The sequence below is a fragment of the Catenuloplanes japonicus genome (assembly GCF_000717135.1).
In the GTDB taxonomy this organism is placed as follows: domain Bacteria; phylum Actinomycetota; class Actinomycetes; order Mycobacteriales; family Micromonosporaceae; genus Catenuloplanes; species Catenuloplanes japonicus.
On the sequence record NZ_JNXY01000051.1, the window covers coordinates 1 to 19,612 of the forward strand.

A 19,612-nucleotide genomic window follows, 5' to 3' on the forward strand; every position below is an offset into this window, starting at 1 on the left:
CGCGAACAGATCATCCAAACCCGCCTGCCACTCCGCAAGCACCGCATCACCCAGCACCACCGAACAACGAATCACCGCAGCTCAGGTAGCGACCTCGGGACTGTAAAAACAACGGTGTAACTCCTGATCAAGGAGACGCACCCTGATGAAGATGACGACCGATGCCGTGGATACTGCCGCGGTGGGCAAGAAGAAGAACTCCGGCCTCACGCCGGAGGGTGTGGACGCGGAGCTGGTCGGTCGGCTGGTGGAACAGGCCCGTGCCGCGGGCCTGCAGCTGACCGGTGAGGGCGGCCTGTTGCAGCAGTTGACGAAGCGGGTGATCGAGGCCGCGCTGGACGGGGAGATCACCGATCATCTCGGCTATGACAAGCATGATCCGGCCGGGAAGACCGGCGGGAACTCCCGTAACGGCAGCCGGGCGAAGACGGTCCTGACCGATGTCGGGCCGGTCGAGATCACCGTCCCGAGGGACCGGGACGGCTCGTTCGAGCCGCAGATCGTCCGGAAGCGGCAGCGCCGGCTGGCCGGGGTCGAGGACATGGTCCTGTCCCTGTCCGCGAAGGGCCTGACGACCGGCGAGATCAGCGCCCACCTGGCCGAGGTCTATGGCGCGGAGGTGTCCCGGCAGACGATCTCGACGATCACCGACAAGGTCGTCGACGGCATGTCCGAGTGGCAGAACCGGCCGCTGGACGCCGTCTACCCGGTCGTGTTCCTCGACGCGATCAACGTCAAGATCCGGGACGGGAAGGTCGCGAACCGGCCGGTCTACGTCGCCATGGCCGTCACCGTCGACGGGACCCGCGACATCCTCGGGCTCTGGGCCGGTGACGGCGGCGAGGGCGCGAAGTTCTGGTACACCGTCTGCACCGAGCTAAAGAACCGCGGCGTCACCGACGTCCTGATGGCCGTCTGCGACGGCCTCACGGGCCTGCCGGACGCGATCAACCAGGTCTGGCCGCAGACCGTGGTGCAGACCTGCGTGGTGCACCTGCTGCGCAACTCGTTCCGCTACGCCGCCCGGCAGGACTGGGATCCGATCGCGAAGGCGTTGAAGCCCGTCTACACCGCCCCGACCGAGGCCGCGGCCGGTGACCGGTTCCTGGAATTCGCCGAGGCCTGGGGGCGCAAGTATCCGGCGATCGTCCGGCTCTGGGAGAACGCCTGGGCCGAGTTCGTCCCGTTCCTGGCCTACGACCCGGAAATCCGCAAGGTCATCTGCTCCACCAACGCGATCGAGAGTGTCAACGCCCGCATCCGCCGCGCGGTCCGGGCCCGCGGGCACTTCCCGAACGAGCAAGCCGCACTCAAGTGCGTCTACCTCGCCGTGATGTCCCTCGACCCGACCGGCACCGGCCGCAAACGCTGGATCACCCGCTGGAAAGCAGCCCTCAACGCCTTCGCCCTCACCTTCGAAGGCCGACTCACCCCAGGAACCAAGTAACCACAAAACACCAGTTACACCGTTAATTTGACAGACCCGCGACCTCGGGTTGCAGTATTAGGCGGCGGAGCAGCGCAACGCTGCCGCTAACACGCGAACGGAAACATCCTCGCCGTTATCCACAGGCAGCTGGCTGTCCACAGGGTTCAGCCGCTGGCAGGTGCGGAGGGTGTATGAGTAATTCAGTGCAAGGCACCGATGCAACGAAGCGGGCTCGCCGGGTGTGGACGATCGACGCGGTTCGGGGTTTGGGGTCGACGACGGACGTGGAGACGGCCGGGGCGATTTTCGGGATCGGGCGGTCGAAGTCGTATCAGCTGGCGAAGTCGGGGGAGTTTCCGGTGCAGCTGTTGCGGATCGGGCGCCGGTACCGGGTGCCGATCCCGTCGATTCTCGAACTGCTCGGCACGGACTGACCTGCCGGGGGTTCGCGCGATGCAGGGAGGGTTTATGTCGAACGCGGGCGAGGTCGTCTACGACGAGCTGCCGGAGGCGATCCGGGTCGTGCACGCGGCGTTGCTGGCGCCGGAACAGATCGCAGAAGCAGTGCCGTTGGCGTTGCAGCTGTTGGCACACGGGTGGATCACCTCGGGCTCCCAGTCCGAGGTGGCGCATGGCTGGGAGCGGTTGGGAGTGGAGTCGAACCTGATGGTGTCGATGCTGTTTCCGGAGGAGGCACAGTATCGGCTGCTGGTGACTCCGGCGACGGAGAATCCGTTCGTTCTGGAGTCGGCGCGGCAGATGGCGTTGGCGGCGGCGGACGGTCTGGACGTGCTCGGTCGGGACGCGAGTATGCCGGTCGACCGGCGGTGGAGGTTGGTGACAGCGGCGGATGATCTGCGAGACATGGCGCGGCGGCCGGGATGACGTACGGAAGCTGGCTGGATCGGGCAGTGATCTCGCTGGAGGCTGTGGCGGTGCGGGCGGTCGGCATCGCAGATCATGCGGGTGCGGCGGCGGTGTTGAAGGCCCGGCGGTCGGTCTACGAGAGCGCGGAGCGGCTGCGGGAGCTGGTGGTCGGGGCGGATCAGGGGGCTGTTCCGGTGTTCCGGCATACCGCGGTGGAGCTGCGTGCGGTGATGACGGCTGGGCTGCAGGGCGCGCCGGAGGACGTGAACCGGGTATTGCGCGCGGTGATCGCTACCGGCAGGGGCCACGGCTCTCGACGGTGGCTACCGGTCCGTACCGGTGATGGGGTTGCCGGGAAGCTACTGGCGGCGTCGTCGGCGTTGCGGACTGCAGGGGATGTGCTGGCGAGTCATCTGGAGCCGACCGGGCAGGCGCGAAGTCAGGCGGGTGCGGCGGTACGCCGGGGCGCCATGGCGGGCGGGCTCGGGGATCTCGCCTCGGTGATGGCGGCCTCGTGCCGTGTCGATCAGCAGTTGCAGCGAGTGCTGGACCAGCCGGGTGGTGTCGGGTCTCGGCTGCGGGAGACTCATGTAGGCGATTACGAGTCCATCGCAGCGCTGTCGGGCCGCTCGGTGGAGTGGTGGCTGGAGTGGGCGGCGGGAAGGACACAGCCGTCGGTACTGCAGCATCTGCGGGTGGCTGTTCCGGGAGATGTGTCGGCGCGGGAGGTCGTCGGGATCCGTGACGTGTTCGTGGTGGTGCAGTCGGTGTCGGCGCAGATGTTTCAGCGTCCGGAGCAGATCACGATGGTGGACGTCGCGGATGCGTGCGTGCTCGGGTCCCGGCTCGCGAGCCTCGGGGCAGCGGTCGGGCGCACAGCCCCGGAGGGTGCCGTGGCGGATACGGATGTGACAGCAGCGCTGTGGCGGGAGGCCGCCCGGCTGGCCGGCGGGCTCGGTGCTCATCCGGACGTCGCCTATCCGATGCGGCCTGCTGTCACCGCTGCGGCCAAGCTTCTGCGGGATCTTGCTGGCCAGACGATCCAAGGGAGGCGGGCCGCGCAGGTCCATCAGGCGGCGCAGTCGCTGCCGGACCTCGCGGCCGGAGTGAGCTTCGCGGTGGAACGAGGGATCGAGCAGCACCGTCTGCTTACGCCTACCTACGTCCTCACCGGAACGAGCAGCCGGCTCGCGCACCGGGTGCGGCCGGTGTGGAAGGTCATGACCAAGCTCGAAGGGCCTGCCGAGACGCTGGTTGACCGACTGCACACGCTCGCCACGCCGCAGCGCGGACATGACGATGCCCCGGAGCAGGCCAGCAGCGTTACCGCGATCGCCGGCCAGCTCGACAACGTCCGGTCCGATGGAGCGGCGAACTCGACACGGGTCCGCGGTCACGCTTCCCCGCTGCCGGCGGCTTCACCCGACCGTTCTTCTCGCCGTGGCCGGTAGTCGAGCGGCGGCACGAACGCGAGCGGGCCCCTCGACCGGGTGACAGGACATCCTCGAATCGCCTTAATCGATTATGTTGGTCCGCGCAGGCCGCACGGCTTGCGAAAGGACGCAGGAGACGCGCTCGCTAAGACGCACAGCTTGAGCGCGGCGCTCGGATTACCTGCATCCTGCCGTGCGGAAAGCCGACCGGTCCGCGTCCGCTCCCGATCCGGGTGCGGACCGGTCGAACGCCTTCCAGGCGGGTACACGGTTCTCCGCGTGCGTGCGTCCTTGGGACAGCCACCCTCGAACTGGTCGAACGCGCACGGACGGTCGACGACCCACGCGGGCGGTCCTCGCGACCGGCTCGATCCTGACCATCCCCAGATCCGCGAGTCCTCTCGCCACGCATCGAGTAGTCCAGCCGGGTCGACTGGCTTCCGCCGCTCTTGATCACTGGTGGTCCGGAGGTCCGGGAACTGGGCGGCGCTTGCAGAATCGGTCCGGCGGACGGGAGCTGCCGGTCGTCAGATGTGGTGAGGCTTGCCCACATCGAACAGGGCATCCTGCTCGGGTCCCGGTGCTGATTGTGGTCTGTCGCTTTCGGCCGTGATGCCGGCGATGTGGAAAAGCGCGGTGAAGGTGGGTTCTTGGGCCCAGTGGTGTCGGATGAGCGCGTGGAGCAGGTGCGCGGCGCCGATGGTGTCCCAGAGGGCGCGGTGTGGCTGGCTGCCGGTGGTGGCGGTGACTTCGTCGGTGAGATTGAAGTGGTCGAGCAGCGCGGTGAGGGAGTGCCGCATGCCGGGGGTTGCGGTGCGGGCGAGGCGGAGCGTGTCGATCAGTCCGGCGATCTCGATCGTGGGGAAGTGTCGGTGGAGGAGTTTCCAGTCGACGCGGATGTTGTGTCCGACGAGGTAGCAGGCGTGTAGCCGTGGTGCCAGGGTGGTGCTGACCGTGGCGGTGGTGGGTGCGGTGGCGAGCGTGGTGTCGGTGAGGCCGGGGCTGATCCACGGGCGGTGGGGCACGGGGCGTCCGGGGTTGATGAGGCTGTGGAATGCGGTGTCCTGGTCGGGCCGTCCGTTGACGAGTCGTACGGCGGCGATTTCGAGAATCGCTTCCTGGTTCTTGTCCTGTGCTCCGGTGCCTTCGAGGTCGAGAGCGACCAGGGGCGCTTGCCACCAGATGTCGTTCATGGTGCTCCAGGTCGTGGTTTCTAGTCGTCGGTGGTAACGACCTGCTGGGTGAAGGTGTCGCGGATGCGGACGAAGTCCTGCTGCTGGTCTGGTGGGAGCTGGTTGCCGGTGAGGGAGCGGCCGTGTGCGTGGAGGGCGTGTGGTTGGTCGATTTCCCAGATCTGGTATCTGAGGGTGTGCTGGAGAGCGTAGCGGCGTTGTTCGCCGAGTCCGTGGGTCCATACGTGGCCGTCGTCGACGGTGAACTGCGACTGGTAGCCGAACTGGTCGAGGACGTTGCGGACGTCCTGGTCGGTGGGTTGCCGGTGGGCGGTCGCGCATCGGTGGCGTTGTGCTGCCGGGCAGATGTCGCATAATTCTCGGACGCCCCAGTGGCCGTTGTAGTCGGGGTCGTCGTGGGCGTAGGTGACGCCGCATGAGGTCTTGCGGAACAGGGGTGTGCTGATCCCCGAGGCGCGCCAGGCGGCGACGACACGGGTGTCGAGGTCGGCTGCCATGGTCTTGCGGCGGTGGTATTCGCCGGCGCCGTAGGGCAGGGTGACGCCGAGGTCGGTGAGGTAGGTGGCGTTCTCCTTCTTGTGGTAGAGGCCGGTGAAGACGAGGGCGTCGGCGTAGCGGCCTACGTCGAGGACGTGTGCCATGGTGGCGGGGCTGTCGTTCCAGCCGGGGACGATAGGCCGCCAGTACAGGATGACCTTGGTCCGGCGGCGGGGGTGGGTCGCGGCGATGTGGATGGATCGGGTGGTGATCCGGCTGCGGGCGATCGGTTCGATGCGGTCGTCGGTGATTCCTGAGTAGGTCAGCAGCAGGGTGACCTTGAGGTGCCGGAGCTCGTCGAGGGCGGTCATGTCTGCGGAGGTGACGCTGAACCGGGTGATGATCAGAACGTGGTTGGTGTAGCCGGCGTGGTCGAGGGTGCGCAGGACCTCGAAGAGGTGGGGTTTGACGCCGGGCAGGAACGGGTCGGTGGCTTTGTTGAGCAGTTGCAGCGGGGTGACGTGCGGCTGGAATGCGTGGTGTCCGACGAGCATCCGGACCGCCTCGTCGGTGGAGGTCAGGAGCTGGGGTGTTTTCACGTCGAAGTTTCCCCAGAAGTGACGGACGCAGTATCCGCAGTCGAGCGGGCAGCCGATGATGTGGTTGAGCGACAGGCCGGACTTGCGGTATCCGACGATCGTGGCCATGTAGTCATCGAGCTGTGCCTGGTCGGCGGCCGGCATGAGCGACAGCTGCCGGGGGTGTGCGGTGATGTCGTGCGTCATGATGCCCTCCCGGGTACGGGGCTGCGTGGTGGCGCGAGCAGGTGGCGGTGTCCTGGCCCGTACCAGATGTCGAAGTCGCGGGCGGCGGCGTCGATGGTGTCTGAGCTGTGGATGAGGTTGTCGACGAGCCGGCCGTCGCTGATCGCGGCGGCGAGTGTGTCCGCGCCGAACCGTCCACGGATGGTGCCGGTGGGGGCGACCGCGGGATCGGTCGGGCCGAGCAGGACGCGTAGCCGTCGTGCTGCCCGCGGCCCGTGTGCGAGTGCGATGCCGGTGGGCCGGCCGACGTAGATGCGGCGCAGCTCGGCGGGGACGTCCCGGCCGAGTACGGCCGAGCGGTCGAGGATGTCGTCGTAGTGCGCGAAGATCTGCGCCTCGGTCGGCAGGACGGTACGGACGTCGACGACGTGGAGGTGGTGCCGGACCATGTCGAGGACGTCGCCGGCGAGGCCGCGGCGCAGACAGTCCGGTTTGAGCAGGACGACCGTCCAGCGCTCCCATCGGACCGGGTTGTTCACGGCCTGGCTCCGGCGGCCGGCAGGTGCTCGGGGACACGGTGGGGCCAGCGGGCGGCCATCAGCCAGTGATGGGCGGGACCCATTAGGGCGATGGTCGCTGCGTCGACGCGCCGGTCCGTGTGGCGGATCTGCCGGTACGCCTCCAGTACGGCGAGGGCCTGCCGCCAGAAGCCGTCAACGGGGAGCGCGGCCGCTTCGGAGGAGGTCAGGGCTGCCGTGTTCGTCCTGAGCGCCTCTTCCCAAGACAGCACGGTGCCGAGCCGGGCTGCGCTGGAGGCGGTCATGGGTTCCATGTCGAACCGTGGCGGTGGCAGCCGGACGGCTTCGTCGATAATCGCCGTGGACCGAGGGATGTCCGGGACGTTGATGTGCATCGACCCGGCGTGGTGGGTGTAGTCGCCGACGTCGGCGCCGAGCAGGACGGCGGCGTGTTCCTGGATGACCGTGAACGCGTAGGCGTCACCGAGCAGGCCGATTAGGGCGTCGTTGCCGCGCATGTAGGTCGTCATGTGCAGCCGGCCCGCGCGGAGCATCAGGTGCAGTGCGAGGGTGCACGACACATCCGGGTTCGCCGGGTCGGCGACCTCGTCCGGGCGCATGATCACCAGTGCGGCGCGTTTGGTGGCCGGGTCCTGCCGGATCAGGTCGATGACCTGATCGAACTGGGACCGCCCGTCGGCGGGGCGCGGGCGGAACAGCGGCGGGCCGTAGGCGGTGCCGGTCAGCATCCCGTCGGCATCTGCCAGCTTCGCCAGTCGTGGCGCGTAGTGGCAGATCATGTGTGAGTCCGCCCGGCCGGCCAGGTACCACAGGGTCTCCGCGATGTTGAACGCGATGTTCGCCCGCCGTGCCCGGAGGAGGACGAGGCGATGTTGTGGCGCGGTCACCCGGAAGGACGTGTCCCGGGCTTCCCAGCAGGGGTGCCCGACATCGACGAGTCGTTCATGGTGGTGGGCGTGCACGTGCCGGAGGACCGCGACGTACGCGTCGGTCATGGTCGGGAAGGCCGGCGGGCTGAGCGGACCGGTTCCAGACGTCATCGCGCTGCGGGTGGACATGGCAGACCTCCTTCGCCGGTAACGTGCATGGCAGATCGACTGTCGTGCACGTTCGACGCTAGGAGCGGTCGGCGGGGCCGGTCCACGATGTTGCGGAATGTTGCGGCTGGCCGAGGTCACGGACTGCCGCGCTGACGATGGCACGGGCCTGCCGGCCGTAGACCGCCGTGGTTTGCAGGTGACCGAACATCCGTCCGTACAGTGCGATCTCCTGGGGGCGGGTGACCTCGATGCTCGCCGTGGGCGTCTCCAGCGCCACCATCGCCTCGTCGAAGATCCAGAAGCCGGTGGAAGCCACACCGGTCCGGGCCACCATCAACGGGATGATGCCGACCGACACGCTCGGTAGCGACATCACCGTGAGAAGCCGGTCGAGCTGGCCGGCCTGCACCTCGATGTCGCCGAACAGGGTGCGTAGCGCCTGTTCCTCGAGCACGACGGCGAACCGCCGCCCGCGTTCGTAGATCACCTGCTGGCGTTGCATCCGTACCGCGACGGCGGCGTCGAGATCATCGGGGGTCTGAAGGAAGCCGATCCAGAACGACAGCATCGCCGCGCAGTAGTCAGCCGTCTGGAACAGGCCCGGGACGACATTGTGCTCGTAGATCCGGAACACCGAGGTCTGCTCGTACCGGCCGAGGGTGTGCGCACCGAGCACCCGCTTCATGCCGGCCCGGCCCTGCCGGCGGAACTCCTGGTACGCCGACTCGACCGCCCGCAGACTGGCCAGCAGGTCCGGAATGTGCTCTTCAGCGCCGCATACCCGGCACCACGCCTCGATATCGCGGGGTGCCGGCGCCTGCACCCCGTTCTCGATCTTGCTGACCCGGGTGTAGTGCTGACCGGTCGCCTTCGCCAGCGCGCGACCGGTGAGCCCCGCCTCCAGGCGAATCTCCCGCAGGAAGACGCCGAGCGCTTCCTGTGCCTGTCGGGCGGCGCTAGACGGGCTGGTACTCACGGTGCGGAACAGCCACCTTCCACACCGCCTCGAACGCGGAACGGCACAAGGAGAGGTCGGCCGGGTCCGTCGAGGTCTCGAAGGATGCGTTCAGCCCGTCCCCGGTGTAGATCAGGAAGACTGCCAGGTGGTCGTCAAGCAGGTAGAAGTCGTTGCCGGGGATCCCGATCGAGGAGACCAGCCGGCGGGGCACCCACCGGATGTCCTCGCCCGCGTCGACCATCGGCTGCGCGATGCTGTGGGACCACCGCTGGTAGGCGCTCAACGGCTCGGACACGATCCGGGCTCGCCGTACCGTGGCGCCCCGCGCGGTGTGTGCGCGCAGCGTGGCGCACCAGTCCGCCAGCCAGGCGAGATCGTCCGGCTCGCCCCTCGACCATTTCGCCATGTAGGGCAGCTCGGTCTCGGTTCCGTACGCGTCGCGTGTCTCCAGGTGCAGCGACTCGCGCGTGAACGTCTGCAGCAGGCCGGCGAACTCGGACTCACTGATCGACGGCACGGTCCTCCTTGAAGAACGGGATCATCCGATCGGGGATCTCCACGCAGGCCTCCCCCTCGGGAATGTTCATCAGCGCGAGCGCATGGCTGTCGGTTACCACCCAGCCCTGCACCACCCAACTTCCACGATCTGTGCGATACACGGTCGGTGAACCGGTCGGATTCGACTCCGGGTCCTTTCCGACGAACGTTAGACGCATAGCCGGCTCCTGCCCTCGAGACGTTGCGGAATGTTGCGCCCGACGCATCGATCGTTGCTGGCGGCGCGACCGGCCGTCAACGATGTTGCGCGGTGTTGCGTGCCGTCGGTATCCGCCGACAGCAGCCATACCCACGCCCTGCACACCGCGCTCCTGGCCACTGCGCTCGCCGACGGCCACGATCTGGACGAGGCGTGCGCGTACGGGGACCGCGTCATCGTGCACGCCGGCACCGTCCGATCCCGGCGGGTCCGCCGGCGCATCGCCGAGCTGGCCCAGTGTCTGCATCCCTGCCGGGGCGTGCCGGTCGTCGGCGCGTTCTTCGATCGTCACCGGGACGTGCTGGCCGCTACGTGATCTGCCGCGGATCGGCTACCGTCCTGCCGATGAGCACCTGGACCGAGCCCGACGTGTTCTACGCCCAGCTGGCCGCGTTCCACGCTACGACCGCGGCGCTGATCACCGAGGCCGGCACCGGCAGGATCCTGCTCGTCAAACCCGTCTACAAGGACGCGTGGGCGTGGCCCGGCGGCTACCTCGATGCCGGCGAGTACCCGCACGACGGATGCACCCGCGAGGTCGCCGAGGAACTCGGCCTCAAGATCTCTCCCGGCCAGCTGCTCCTGGTCGACTTCGCGCTGCCCGCGGGAAAGCGCCAGCGTGCTCTGATCAACATGCTGTTCGACTGCGGTGAACTACCTGCGGACACGCCGATCCGGCTGCGGGAGGACGAGCTCAGCACCTGGGCCTTCCTCACCGAGGACGAAGCCGCAGAGCGGCTACCCGCTGCAGAACGACACCGCGTCGCGGCTGCTGTGCGCGCTCGCCGGACCGGCTTGACGACCTATCTTCCGGGGCTTCCGCCGGGACTGTGATCCCCTGCATCGTCCGGTAGGGCATCGCGTGGGCCGACCCACGGCTTTCGGCTAGCGCAGGGAGCGGACCTCCCACGGATCGCCGCTCAGCTGGCTGTCGTCGGTGTAGCGGGTGCCGCTAACACCCGGACGGAAAGCTTCCCACCATGATCCACAAGCAGCTCGGTTATCCACAGACCGGCACTTGACGAGTTCGGAGGAGCGATATGACTACGGCAGCATCAGACGCGAGCAGCACTGTCCGGCGGCGTGACAGGGTGTGGACGATCGACGCAGTACGGCTGCGCCTGGGCTCGACCACGGAGGTGGAGACGGCCGGGGCGATCCTGGGGATCGGCCGGTCGAAGTCCTACGCCACGAACGACTCTGCCAAGTTCCGAGGGTCAGTCGGGTTCGGCTTCGGTGATGAGCCGCGATAGCAGAGCGCGATCGTGGAACGCAGCGTGTAGACGCCCGCCCAGTCGACGTAGCGCTGCAGGGTCGGAGCTCCCCGCCACGAAGGTGCCGCTCTCGGAGCTGAACCAGATCTCGTCGGCGAGGCCGGGCATCTCGGCGTGGACCAGCCACTGAGCGAGGCTCTGCCACCCGTGTCCGTTGCTCTCGGCATCGAGACCATCGAAGACGTCTTCGACATCCTCCATGTCGCCGTCAAAGAGCACCAACTCCTGCTGGCCGTCGTCACGCGCATACAGAAGAAACGGAGACAGCGAGAGATCATCGGTCACGTCTCGGCATCGTAGTGGCATCCGCTGCCTGACGAGGTTGGCGCTGAAACTCACTGACACGCCACCGAGTCACGTCAGTGCGACGCCGAACGCCAGTAGCAACGGGGGCACTCAACCCCACCGACAAACCACGGCTGCACGCGCTGGCGTCCGGGGTCGCAAGGAGACAAGACGCCGTCGGCCGCCTGAAGGTGGGCATCGTCACCGCCATCGCCGGCCAGCTGGACAACGTACCGTCCGGCAGGGCCGCCAACTCGGCCCGTATACGTGGGCACCGCCGCCGATGCCAGCTCCCTCACCCGACCGGCCTGCCGGCCTCGGCTAGTGGGGTGGGCCCATGCTCAGTTCTCTTATGGGGTGGCCAGGTAGCTTGCTTGGGCGACCGTGCTCTCCCGGACCGGTGACGCGGTAGCTACTCTGCGGTCCCGCCGCGCCTGCCTGATGTCGATGAGCGTTACGGCCGGTGTAACTCGATCGAGTGCTGCGGGGCGACATCGGAAGTCTTAATCGATTAGGTTGTGATCTGCGCGGGCCGCACGGCCGGCGCAGAGCCGCAGGAGTCGCGCTCGCTGAGACATATGGCAGAGCGCGAACACTCGCCACTCCTGCGCCCCCTGCCGTGCTGGACCGCAGGCCGGTCCGCATCTGTTGCCGACTCCAGATGCGGACCGGTCATCGCCCTTCACGTGCGACGCCGGCCAGGGCGGCCGCATCCGAGGCGCCTGAAGCACGGCCGGGGCAGAACTGCGAGTTCCGGACCGGGCTTTGCGCGGGCGGGCGCGTAGCAAGCTGAGCTGATCGGACGCGTCTACGCCTGGGGACCCGCAGCGCGAAGCGCACGCTGCGGCCCGATAGGCAAGGGCTTGTTTCTATTTCTGTTCGTTGACGTCGGTCTCGTTGTCGTTGCTGCCGCTCTGGCCGGTCGTGCTCCGCGGGCTTTTGTGGTGGCGTTTGCGGGGTGGTGTGACCAGCGCGGTCAGCGTGTCGATGTCGGGTACGTCTCCCGCATGGATGTGCAGGCGTAGGCGCATGGCGAGGCCGGCCGCGTCGAGAGTGGGTCCGTCGTCCGGTATCACGAAGCCGATGCGATTTCGCGTCCACTCGGCGAGTTCCGGCCACTCGAACACCGGTTCGTCCCCGACGGTGTATTTCCGGATCGGGCGCGGCGCGTGTCGTTCGGACAGCGTGCCGGTCAGCACGGCTCTGAAGTCTTCCACCGCGAGTGCGAATCGGCTGGCCGCTTCCGGGATCGTGACCAGTTCTCGCTGCCCCGGCCGGCACGGCCGTAGCCCCAGTCGTTCCAGGTCCAGTGTGGCGGTGGCGATCGCGCTGGCCAGGCTCGGCGCCGACCGATCGAAGTGCACCAGGCCGGTGTTCTCCTCCGGGGCGATCTCGACGGCGGACGTGTCGTCGAGGGCAAGGATGCCCATCGTCTGGGTGTCGTCGGGCGCGGGTGCGACCAGCACGCGGAACTGGAAGATCGCCGTCATGCCGTCACCTGACCCCGCCGTCGCGGTGCGCGGTGGGAGGCATGCGACTGTTGGAACGCCAGCAGTTGCGAGGCGTGCCGTGGCGCGTCCGGCGGGTTGACGAGCACCGTGATCGCGCGGGCTCCGGTGGCACATTTCACCCAGCCCCACAACAGCCCGGCGGGAGCCTTTTCCACCGTCAGTCCGGTGCGGCGGCAGACAGCCAGAATGTCGGAGACCACCGGGACAGGGTGAGCGATCTCAGGGTCTGGCGGGAGGCTGGACTCGCCGGTCTCGTCCTGGCTGTCGGGGACCGGCAGGCGGTGGCGGCCGTCTTCGCGCCAGTCGGCGGGCGGGCGTACGTAGCGCCCGTCTCCGGGACGGCCCTCGATGTAGCGAAGTCCCTCCAGAATGAGCATCGCCCGGGTGATGGTCCCGGGCGATGCCTCGTAGCTGCTTTCGAGCGTTCTGGACGAGGGGAGTTTCGCGCCGGGCAGCAGTTCACCGCGAAGGATCTGGTCCCGGATCCGGTTCAACAGCTGCTCGTACTTCGGCTGGCCTCTGCCCACAGGCCGAATCTCGGTGTCAGACATCTGGTGGCTTCCTCTTCTCGAAGAGTAGGAGGTGGTGCACCCAGGGCTCGGCGAGCCCCGTGTTCAGCGGTAGACCGCGACCGTGTGCGCGGCCACCGCATCCTCGACACAGCTGGCGATATACGGGATCGCGCGGGCAGCGGCACCGGGGCGGGCGCTGGTGGCGATCCCGCGGGTGTTGAGGTTCAGCAGACCGCGGATCTCGGCGTCGGTGAGGTCGAGATGGAGCGGTGGGTAGAGGTGGACGGCGTTGACGAGCGCGGCGAGTGCGTCCGTGCCGGGTTGGCGGCTGAAGTTTTTCCGGGCTGAGGTGGCGAGGACGAGGCTGCGGATGACGGCCCGCGGTGTGCCGGCGGCGCGGGGGTCGTTGAGCCGGTGCCCGGTGCGTCGGAATCGGCGTCGGTGTTCGCGGATGGTGCCGGTGGCGATGAGGGCGGCTTGGGTGCGGTCGTACATGGTGGGGCTGATCTCGTAGAGCAGGTCCCGGCCAGATCGTGTCGTCATGGATGCGGATCCAGTCGTGCAGGAGCAGGTCGATGATGGTGGCGCCGGCAAGGGCGTAGTCGAGCAGCGCGGGATGCACGTGCGGCGCCAGGTCCCGGTCTTCGTCGTGGGCGAGGAAGAACAGCCGGTCTCGTACCGTGGTGGTCATGGACGGTTCCTGAAAGAGTCGGCGAGATGGCGCAGCTGCCGGTGCGTGCCCCCGTACGCCTCAGCGCCACGCAGGTCGCGTTTGCCGATGCTCGCGGGCGCCGTGTAGAGGGCGTCGCAGACGTTGCCGATGGTGACGTCACCGGCCTGAGCGATCAGCTGGTACGCGTCGTGGGAGTCCAGGCCGGTCAGTTCCCGCACCCAGCCGGTCAGGTCGACGCCGCCGATCCGGACCGCGTCCTCCAGCGGGCGGGCGCAGCCGACCGAGTAGATCGCGGTGTCCGTCTCGATCCGCGGCCACAGCGTCCGCACGCCGGGGATGACGTCGACGATCAGCTCGACGGTGAGCGGGATCTCCACAGCGGCACCGGAGATCTCACCGTGGCCTTGACGGGCGTGGCCGTCACCGATCGAGAACTGCCCACCCTCCACGTTGACACCGAGATAGACCGTGGCACCGGCCGTGATCTCGGGGATGTCGAGGTTCCCGCCGTGCGGGCCGGGCATCAGGGTGCTGAGGGACTCGCCGGCGGCGGGGGCGACGCCGATCGTGCCGAGCATCGGGGCGAGCGGCATCGCCACCCGGTAGTCGCTGCCGCGGGCCTGGTAGGTGATGCTGCCGCCGTCTATCTCGTACCGCCAGACCCGTTCCGGCAAAGGTGGCTGGAGGGTGGCGGTCGCGGTGGTGGAGGTGAGCGTGCCGAAGTGCGGGAACGTCGAGGAGAACCCGAACGGCTGTCGCGGTGTCAGGGACACGATGTGGATAGCGAGCGTGTCGCCGGCGCGGACGCCGTTGACGTCGATCGGACCCGACACCGGATTCAGATTCGGGAACTCACACACCTCGCTGGGCAGATCCTCGACGCTGGTGACCCGGCCGCCGTAGCAATCCCAGGTGTCGATCCGTAGCAGCCGCCAGGGCTGCACACCCGCCACCGACGGCACCCGCCCGAACCGGTAGGACAAGGCGCTCTCAGCAGGCTGGTAGTGGAAGACGTCGTCAGACATGGTGGGCTCCCGTCGTAGGGTTTGCGGTGCCGGGCATGCCCGCAAGTTGTGGGCGCATACCTGCGATCCACAGTCCGGCCAGGACGACGGCCCCGGAGGCGATCCAGAGCAGGCCAGCCCGTTGGGCGAGGACGTTCGCGTGGACCGCGACCGCGACCAGCAGGCCGACGCCGGCCACGGGCACGAGCAGGTGCGGGATCCAGCGGCGGCTGCGCTGCCGGACCAGGTAGTGCCAGACCACGTTGACATGCAGGATCACGAACCCGGTGAGCGCGCCGAAGTTGACCAGGGACGACAGCAGCACCACCCCGTCCGCCCGCACCGCCATGTAGAGACCCAGGCCGACGGACAGTGCGGCCGTGGTGAGGATCGCGTTGACCGGGACGCCGCGCCGGATCGACACCTTCGCCAGCAGGGTCGGTAGCTGCCGGTCGCGGGCCATCGCGAACAACAACCTCGATGTCGCGGTCTGCGCGACCAGCGAGTTCGCGATCCCCCACGCCAGTGCGGTCGCCACTGCACACATCCCGGACAACCAGCCGACAGCCGTTCCGGCAGCCTGGTAGAACGCGGTTCCGGACGGGTCGCCGTCCGCGATCAGTCGGCCGGGATCTGGGATGAGCAGGGCGGCGAGCCAGGTCTGCGCCGCGAACAGCACCGCGGCCAGCCCGAGCGCGGCGATCATCGCCCATCCGACCCGCTTCGCCGCACCGTCATGCTCCTCCGCCAGGAGGGTGATCGCGTCGAAGCCGAGGAACGACAGCATCGCGACGCTTACCCCGGCCAGCACCACCGGCCACGAGAACGCGGCCGGGTCGAACACCGGCTCCCACGACCAGCCGTTCCCGCCCTCACGCCACACCACCCACCCCGCGACCAGCAGGAACACGGCCAGAACAATCAGTTCCGCGATCAGGAACAGGCGGGTGGCGGTCGCGGTGACCCGGATCCCGGACACGTTGATCACCATGTTCACGCCGACAAACGCCAACACCCACGCCCAGACGGGGATCAGCGGGACGGTCGCGTGCATGCTCACCGCGGCGACCACCGCCAGCAGACACGGCACGGCCACGTAGTCGGCGAGCATCGCCCACCCGGCCAGGAAACCCACCGACGGCGCGATACCCCGACCGGCGTAGGTATAGACCGAACCGGCCAGCGGGAACGCCTTCACCATCTGCGCGTACGACACCGCGGTGAACCCCATCGTGACCGCACCCACAAGGTAGGCGAGCACGACCATGCCGTGAGACGCGGCGAACACGGCCCCAAAGATCGCCATCGGCGCGACCGGCACCATGAATACCAGCCCGTACGCGAGAAGGTCAGTAACGGTCAGCCGCCGTCTCAACCCGCCCATGGTCGGAGAAATGTCGGCCATGAATTCCTCCTTCAAAATTGAAGACCTTGACCGGTGCTTGAACAGGCCAAATGGCGAGCCTGGGAGTCAAGCAAGCGGCCGCAGATAGAAGCCTTGTGCTCATGAGGTTGTTGTGCAACGGTTCATTTTGAAACTTCCAATGTGAAGTGATATCGCTGCGCGATAGTTCGTGAAGGATTGCTTCGCCATGAATATTTCGATCTTGGTATCTATGGCGGACGGTTTCGCCGTGAAATACTTCGGAGGTGGACATGCCAGCCATGGGCTCGACGGTTAGCAGGCGTCAGCTGGGAAGACGTCTGCGCCGGCTTCGCGAGCAGGCAGGCAAGAGCGATCGAGACGTCGAGGCTGCAGGTCTCGTCTCCAAGACAACCCTCTGGCGCATCGAGAACGGCAAGACCCGCATCAAGGTCGCTGACGCCCGCGCGCTGTGCTGGCTGTACGGCGCAGACCAAGCCCTGACCGATGCGATCGCCGCGCTGGCACTGAAGACCGCCGAGCAGGGCCTCCTAGAGGACTTCGGCGGCGATCTGCCGGAATGGTTCGGCATGTACGTCGAACTGGAGTCCACCGCGACCGAAATCCGCATATACGATCCGGAAGTCGTTCACGGGTTGTTCCAGACGCCGGACTACGTCCAAGCACTCTATGACGGAAGCGGCCAGCCGCACCCGCAGCCGGAGATCAGCAGGCAGATCAAACTCCGGCAGAGCCGCCAGAAGCTCATCACCAGCCGCAAGCCTCCACTCCGCACCTCGGTGATCTTCGGCGAGGGTGTTCTCACCCGGCAGGTTGGCGGACCTGCCGTCATGGCCGAGCAGAAGCAGCGGCTGACTGAACTCGCCGCGCTGCCTCACGTCGACATCTGGATCCTTACCTGGCGGGCCGGCGCGCACGCCGCGATGCATACGGGTCCCTTCACCGTCCTCGACTTCGCGAGCCCGGATGATCCTGCCGTGGCCTACATCGAGTCACACACGGGTGCCCGATACCTGGAGAAGCCGGTCGAGGTCGACGCGTACCGTCGAATACACGAACTCTGCCGCAAACAGGCAGTACCACTGAAGGAGTACCTATGAAGGCTGGCCAGACCACCCCGTGGATCACTTCCACCCGCTCCGGCAGCAACGGCGGTCAGTGTGTGGAGACACGCTGCCACAACGGAGGCGTCGAAGTCCGCGACAGCAAGGCAGGCGCATTCGGCCCCGTCCTGCGGTTCACCGAGGACAGCTGGACAGCCTTCCTCGGCGCCGCGGCGGCGAAGATCTCCCGGCAGCCATAACCAGGTCTCCCCGAGGCCAGCGGCTGGTTCCGTCGAGATGCCTCTGCCTGCTACTTCAGGACGTGCCTGATTCCCCCGTCGATGGTGGGTGAGGCGGCGCGGACGGTGCGGAAGAACGCGGTGAGGACCCACCACATGAAGACGGTGGTGAAGGCCCAGAGGTAGTAGTCCTTGGTCCGGAAGGTGTAGAGAACACCGAAGGCGGTACCGAGTCCGATGGCGGCGATGATCCGGGCCGTGCGGTGCCGGGTGATCGCGAGTGTGATGCCGACGCCGAGGAGGCCGATCCCGATTCGTTCGATGGTGGCGAGGGAGAAGCCGAAGCTGAGCAGGTCCGGGACAGTGCCGGAGGTGCCGGCGTTGTTGATGAGGATGCCGGTCGCGGCGACGAGCGTGGCCGCGACGGGCGTTCGGCAGTCCCGGACCCACGCGGGCACGCTCTCCGGTGAGATGCGGGTCACGAGGATTCCGGCGGTGGCGGTCAGGGCCACGACGGGGATGGCGAACCCGATCGGCCAGCGGGTGAAGGTGTCTTGGTAGAGGTTGAAGTGGGCGCTGGTGGTGACACCGAACGCGGCGGCGAGCGCGAGTGCGACCGCAGCCGCGGTGAGTAGGGCGCGGCGGGCGACGCGGGCGCTGGCGGCAAGTTCGGCGGGTGTGGTGCCGGCGTCGTGAAGCAGGAAGGCGAGGCTGGTGGCGTGGCTCCAGCAGGCGAGCGCGATGACCAGTCCGCTGATGCCGAGCTGTGGGAGGTCCACGAACGCGACCAGGGGGTCGCTGTTGACCTCGCGGGTCCAGCCGGTCTCCAACGCCTGGAGCAGCAGCGCGAGCGCGGCGAGTGCAAGAGCGAGAGGTGCGAGGAGGCTGCGCCACCGGTACTTGATCCGCGGCGCCGGCACGTCCGGAACGCCCTCAGCCGAGGTGCGGGCGATACGTGGTCCGGCGATGCGCATGGCACCGTCGGCGGCCGCATCAGGCCGGCTGATCGGCAGCAGCGGCAGGCCGGTCGCCTCGCGAACGGTGTCGGCGAAGCCGGGCAGGACGGCATGACCTCCCGTCAGGAGCACGACGGTGAGGTCTTCGCGGCGGGTGTCCGCCGCGGCGAGGACTTGGGTGGTGGCGTCCGGTATCCGCTGCCGTAGCACGGTGGTCGCGGTGTGGAGTCCGGTCTGGTCGAGGATCGCCGGCGGGTACGGGTCGGGCAGCATGATCGCCGCCCGCGGCAGCTGCCGCCCGAGAGCCTCCTTCGCCGCGCGGACCGCGTCGAGTAGCTGGTGGCGTGCGACCGCGGACTCCGGCGCGCTCAGCTTCTCCCACAACTCCGGGCCCGCCCCCGGGGCGTGCGACACGATCTGCACGGCGAGCGCGGTGTCGAGGTGGGCGGCGTCTGAGTCGGGGATGAGGTGGTGGGCGAGCAGCTGGGCGCCGTCGTCGTTGTGCTGGATGACGGCGAGGGTGACGCCGCCCGCGCCCGCGTTGACCACCAGCACGCAGGTACCGGCGGTGACCGGTGTCGCTGACCAGGCCGCCCAGTGCGTGGCGACGGCGACGGTGTCGGCGATCAGGCGCGGCTCGGGCAGGCCGGTTCTGCTGGCGGCGAGGCGCATCTGCTGCCGGCGGTGCGGTCCCCACCGGCACGGCACGACCAACGTTAGCCCACCGACCGGCGCCCCGGCGAGCCCAGCCGCGTGCGCGGCGACGCTGCGCAGGACCGCCGCGACCACTTCGATCGGGTCCAAGGTGGTGTCAGCGATGTGGATCGGTTCGCCGCCGACGTGGCGCAGCGGCTCGGCGATCCAGGTTTCCGGTCGTACCCGTGCGGCGTTGACAGCGGCGGCACCGGTGAGGAGCGTGCCGGTCTGCGCGTCGAGCCAGACGCCGCTCGGCCCGGTGGTGGTGCCATCGATGACGACGGGTAGCCAGCGTCCGTCCGGGGTGGACAGTAGTGCGGTGGTGGTGGCGGTGCCGAAGTCGATGCACAGGTGCGTGTCCGCGGCCAGCATGCGCCGAGTCTGCCCCAGCGGATGGACGGAGCCACACCAACCCACATGTAGAGAGCTGACATATGCACATGGTGAAAGATCCATGGCTATCGGGTGGCCACCCGCACAGCCGCCGCAGTATGACGGTCGTTCGACGGGTCTTCACCCGTCGCACCGTGTGCCACCCGGCCGGAGGGGTGCCGTGTCCGACAGCGACAACACCAGCG

At 68.0% G+C, this 19,612-nt stretch carries 21 protein-coding genes; 7 read left to right on the forward strand and 14 right to left on the reverse strand.

Annotated elements, in window-relative coordinates; translation table 11 throughout:
- Window positions 1–145: 145 nt before the first annotated feature.
- The 4 genes from OP04_RS46480 (at window position 146) to OP04_RS46495 (ending at window position 3,747) form a co-directional block, all read left to right on the forward strand.
- Window positions 146–1,447 carry an IS256 family transposase gene (locus OP04_RS46480; protein ID WP_085067328.1) on the forward strand — a complete coding sequence of 434 codons (1,302 nt, stop codon included), beginning with the start codon at window positions 146–148 and terminating at the stop codon, window positions 1,445–1,447.
- A gap of 248 nt (window positions 1,448–1,695) precedes the next feature.
- A complete protein-coding gene (locus OP04_RS46485) occupies window positions 1,696–1,863 on the forward strand; it encodes a helix-turn-helix domain-containing protein (protein WP_232324007.1) in 168 nt (55 codons plus the stop codon).
- Window positions 1,864–1,897: 34 nt separating this feature from the next.
- The gene (locus tag OP04_RS46490) at window positions 1,898–2,314 is read left to right on the forward strand and encodes a hypothetical protein (RefSeq protein ID WP_157241267.1); all 417 of its coding nucleotides are present in this window, start codon (window positions 1,898–1,900) and stop codon (window positions 2,312–2,314) included.
- Window positions 2,315–2,340: 26 nt separating this feature from the next.
- A complete protein-coding gene (locus OP04_RS46495) occupies window positions 2,341–3,747 on the forward strand; it encodes a hypothetical protein (RefSeq protein WP_157241269.1) in 1,407 nt (468 codons plus the stop codon).
- Between the two features lie 509 nt (window positions 3,748–4,256).
- Here OP04_RS46495 and OP04_RS46500 read toward each other — a convergent pair.
- The 7 genes from OP04_RS46500 to OP04_RS54235 are packed head-to-tail and all read right to left on the reverse strand — an operon-like array spanning window position 4,257 to window position 9,749.
- Entirely contained in the window at window positions 4,257–4,922 is a 666-nt protein-coding gene (locus OP04_RS46500) for a 3'-5' exonuclease (protein ID WP_033346492.1), read from the reverse strand.
- A 20-nt stretch (window positions 4,923–4,942) separates the two neighbouring features.
- The gene (locus OP04_RS46505) at window positions 4,943–6,184 is read right to left on the reverse strand and encodes a hypothetical protein (protein WP_033346493.1); all 1,242 of its coding nucleotides are present in this window, start codon (window positions 6,182–6,184) and stop codon (window positions 4,943–4,945) included.
- On the reverse strand, window positions 6,181–6,702 hold the full coding sequence (locus tag OP04_RS46510) for a nucleoside-diphosphate kinase (protein ID WP_033346494.1): 522 nt from the start codon (window positions 6,700–6,702) through the stop codon (window positions 6,181–6,183). Before OP04_RS46510 ends, OP04_RS46505 begins: the two co-directional genes overlap by 4 nt.
- Window positions 6,699–7,760, reverse strand: a complete 1,062-nt coding sequence (locus tag OP04_RS46515) for a thymidylate synthase (RefSeq protein WP_051800122.1) — start codon at window positions 7,758–7,760, stop codon at window positions 6,699–6,701. Before OP04_RS46515 ends, OP04_RS46510 begins: the two co-directional genes overlap by 4 nt.
- Before the next feature lie 58 nt (window positions 7,761–7,818).
- Complete coding sequence (locus OP04_RS46520; protein WP_051800123.1) at window positions 7,819–8,718, reverse strand: helix-turn-helix domain-containing protein; 900 nt, start codon at window positions 8,716–8,718, stop codon at window positions 7,819–7,821.
- On the reverse strand, window positions 8,699–9,217 hold the full coding sequence (locus OP04_RS46525; RefSeq protein WP_033346495.1) for a DUF6879 family protein: 519 nt from the start codon (window positions 9,215–9,217) through the stop codon (window positions 8,699–8,701). The genes OP04_RS46520 and OP04_RS46525 overlap by 20 nt, the downstream gene beginning before the upstream one ends.
- Window positions 9,201–9,749 carry a hypothetical protein gene (locus OP04_RS54235; protein WP_157241271.1) on the reverse strand — a complete coding sequence of 183 codons (549 nt, stop codon included), beginning with the start codon at window positions 9,747–9,749 and terminating at the stop codon, window positions 9,201–9,203. The genes OP04_RS46525 and OP04_RS54235 overlap by 17 nt, the downstream gene beginning before the upstream one ends.
- 53 nt (window positions 9,750–9,802) lie before the next feature.
- Between OP04_RS54235 and OP04_RS46535 the strand changes: the two genes are divergently transcribed.
- Entirely contained in the window at window positions 9,803–10,291 is a 489-nt protein-coding gene (locus tag OP04_RS46535) for an NUDIX domain-containing protein (protein ID WP_033346497.1), read from the forward strand.
- 383 nt (window positions 10,292–10,674) lie between these two features.
- On the opposite strand, the gene OP04_RS46540 is transcribed toward OP04_RS46535, so the two are convergent.
- From OP04_RS46540 to OP04_RS46565, 6 genes are all read right to left on the reverse strand, one after another.
- Complete coding sequence (locus OP04_RS46540; RefSeq protein WP_051800124.1) at window positions 10,675–11,016, reverse strand: Imm51 family immunity protein; 342 nt, start codon at window positions 11,014–11,016, stop codon at window positions 10,675–10,677.
- A gap of 869 nt (window positions 11,017–11,885) precedes the next feature.
- Complete coding sequence (locus tag OP04_RS46545; protein ID WP_033346498.1) at window positions 11,886–12,506, reverse strand: hypothetical protein; 621 nt, start codon at window positions 12,504–12,506, stop codon at window positions 11,886–11,888.
- A complete protein-coding gene (locus tag OP04_RS55190) occupies window positions 12,503–13,078 on the reverse strand; it encodes a winged helix-turn-helix domain-containing protein (protein WP_063746892.1) in 576 nt (191 codons plus the stop codon). Before OP04_RS55190 ends, OP04_RS46545 begins: the two co-directional genes overlap by 4 nt.
- 63 nt (window positions 13,079–13,141) lie before the next feature.
- Window positions 13,142–13,582: a GPP34 family phosphoprotein gene (locus OP04_RS46555; protein WP_033346499.1), complete on the reverse strand. Its 441-nt coding sequence runs from the start codon at window positions 13,580–13,582 to the stop codon at window positions 13,142–13,144.
- 144 nt (window positions 13,583–13,726) lie between these two features.
- A complete protein-coding gene (locus OP04_RS46560) occupies window positions 13,727–14,737 on the reverse strand; it encodes an acetamidase/formamidase family protein (RefSeq protein WP_033346500.1) in 1,011 nt (336 codons plus the stop codon).
- The gene (locus OP04_RS46565; protein ID WP_051800125.1) at window positions 14,730–16,121 is read right to left on the reverse strand and encodes an APC family permease; all 1,392 of its coding nucleotides are present in this window, start codon (window positions 16,119–16,121) and stop codon (window positions 14,730–14,732) included. Before OP04_RS46565 ends, OP04_RS46560 begins: the two co-directional genes overlap by 8 nt.
- A 251-nt stretch (window positions 16,122–16,372) precedes the next feature.
- On the opposite strand from OP04_RS46565, the gene OP04_RS46570 reads away from it, so the two are divergent.
- Together OP04_RS46570 and OP04_RS46575 are read left to right on the forward strand one after the other, a co-directional pair.
- A complete protein-coding gene (locus tag OP04_RS46570) occupies window positions 16,373–17,200 on the forward strand; it encodes a helix-turn-helix domain-containing protein (RefSeq protein ID WP_033346517.1) in 828 nt (275 codons plus the stop codon).
- A complete protein-coding gene (locus tag OP04_RS46575; RefSeq protein ID WP_033346501.1) occupies window positions 17,197–17,403 on the forward strand; it encodes a DUF397 domain-containing protein in 207 nt (68 codons plus the stop codon). The genes OP04_RS46570 and OP04_RS46575 overlap by 4 nt, the downstream gene beginning before the upstream one ends.
- 50 nt (window positions 17,404–17,453) lie before the next feature.
- On the opposite strand, the gene OP04_RS46580 is transcribed toward OP04_RS46575, so the two are convergent.
- Complete coding sequence (locus OP04_RS46580) at window positions 17,454–19,406, reverse strand: Hsp70 family protein (protein ID WP_033346502.1); 1,953 nt, start codon at window positions 19,404–19,406, stop codon at window positions 17,454–17,456.
- Between the last annotated feature and the right edge of the window lie 206 nt (window positions 19,407–19,612).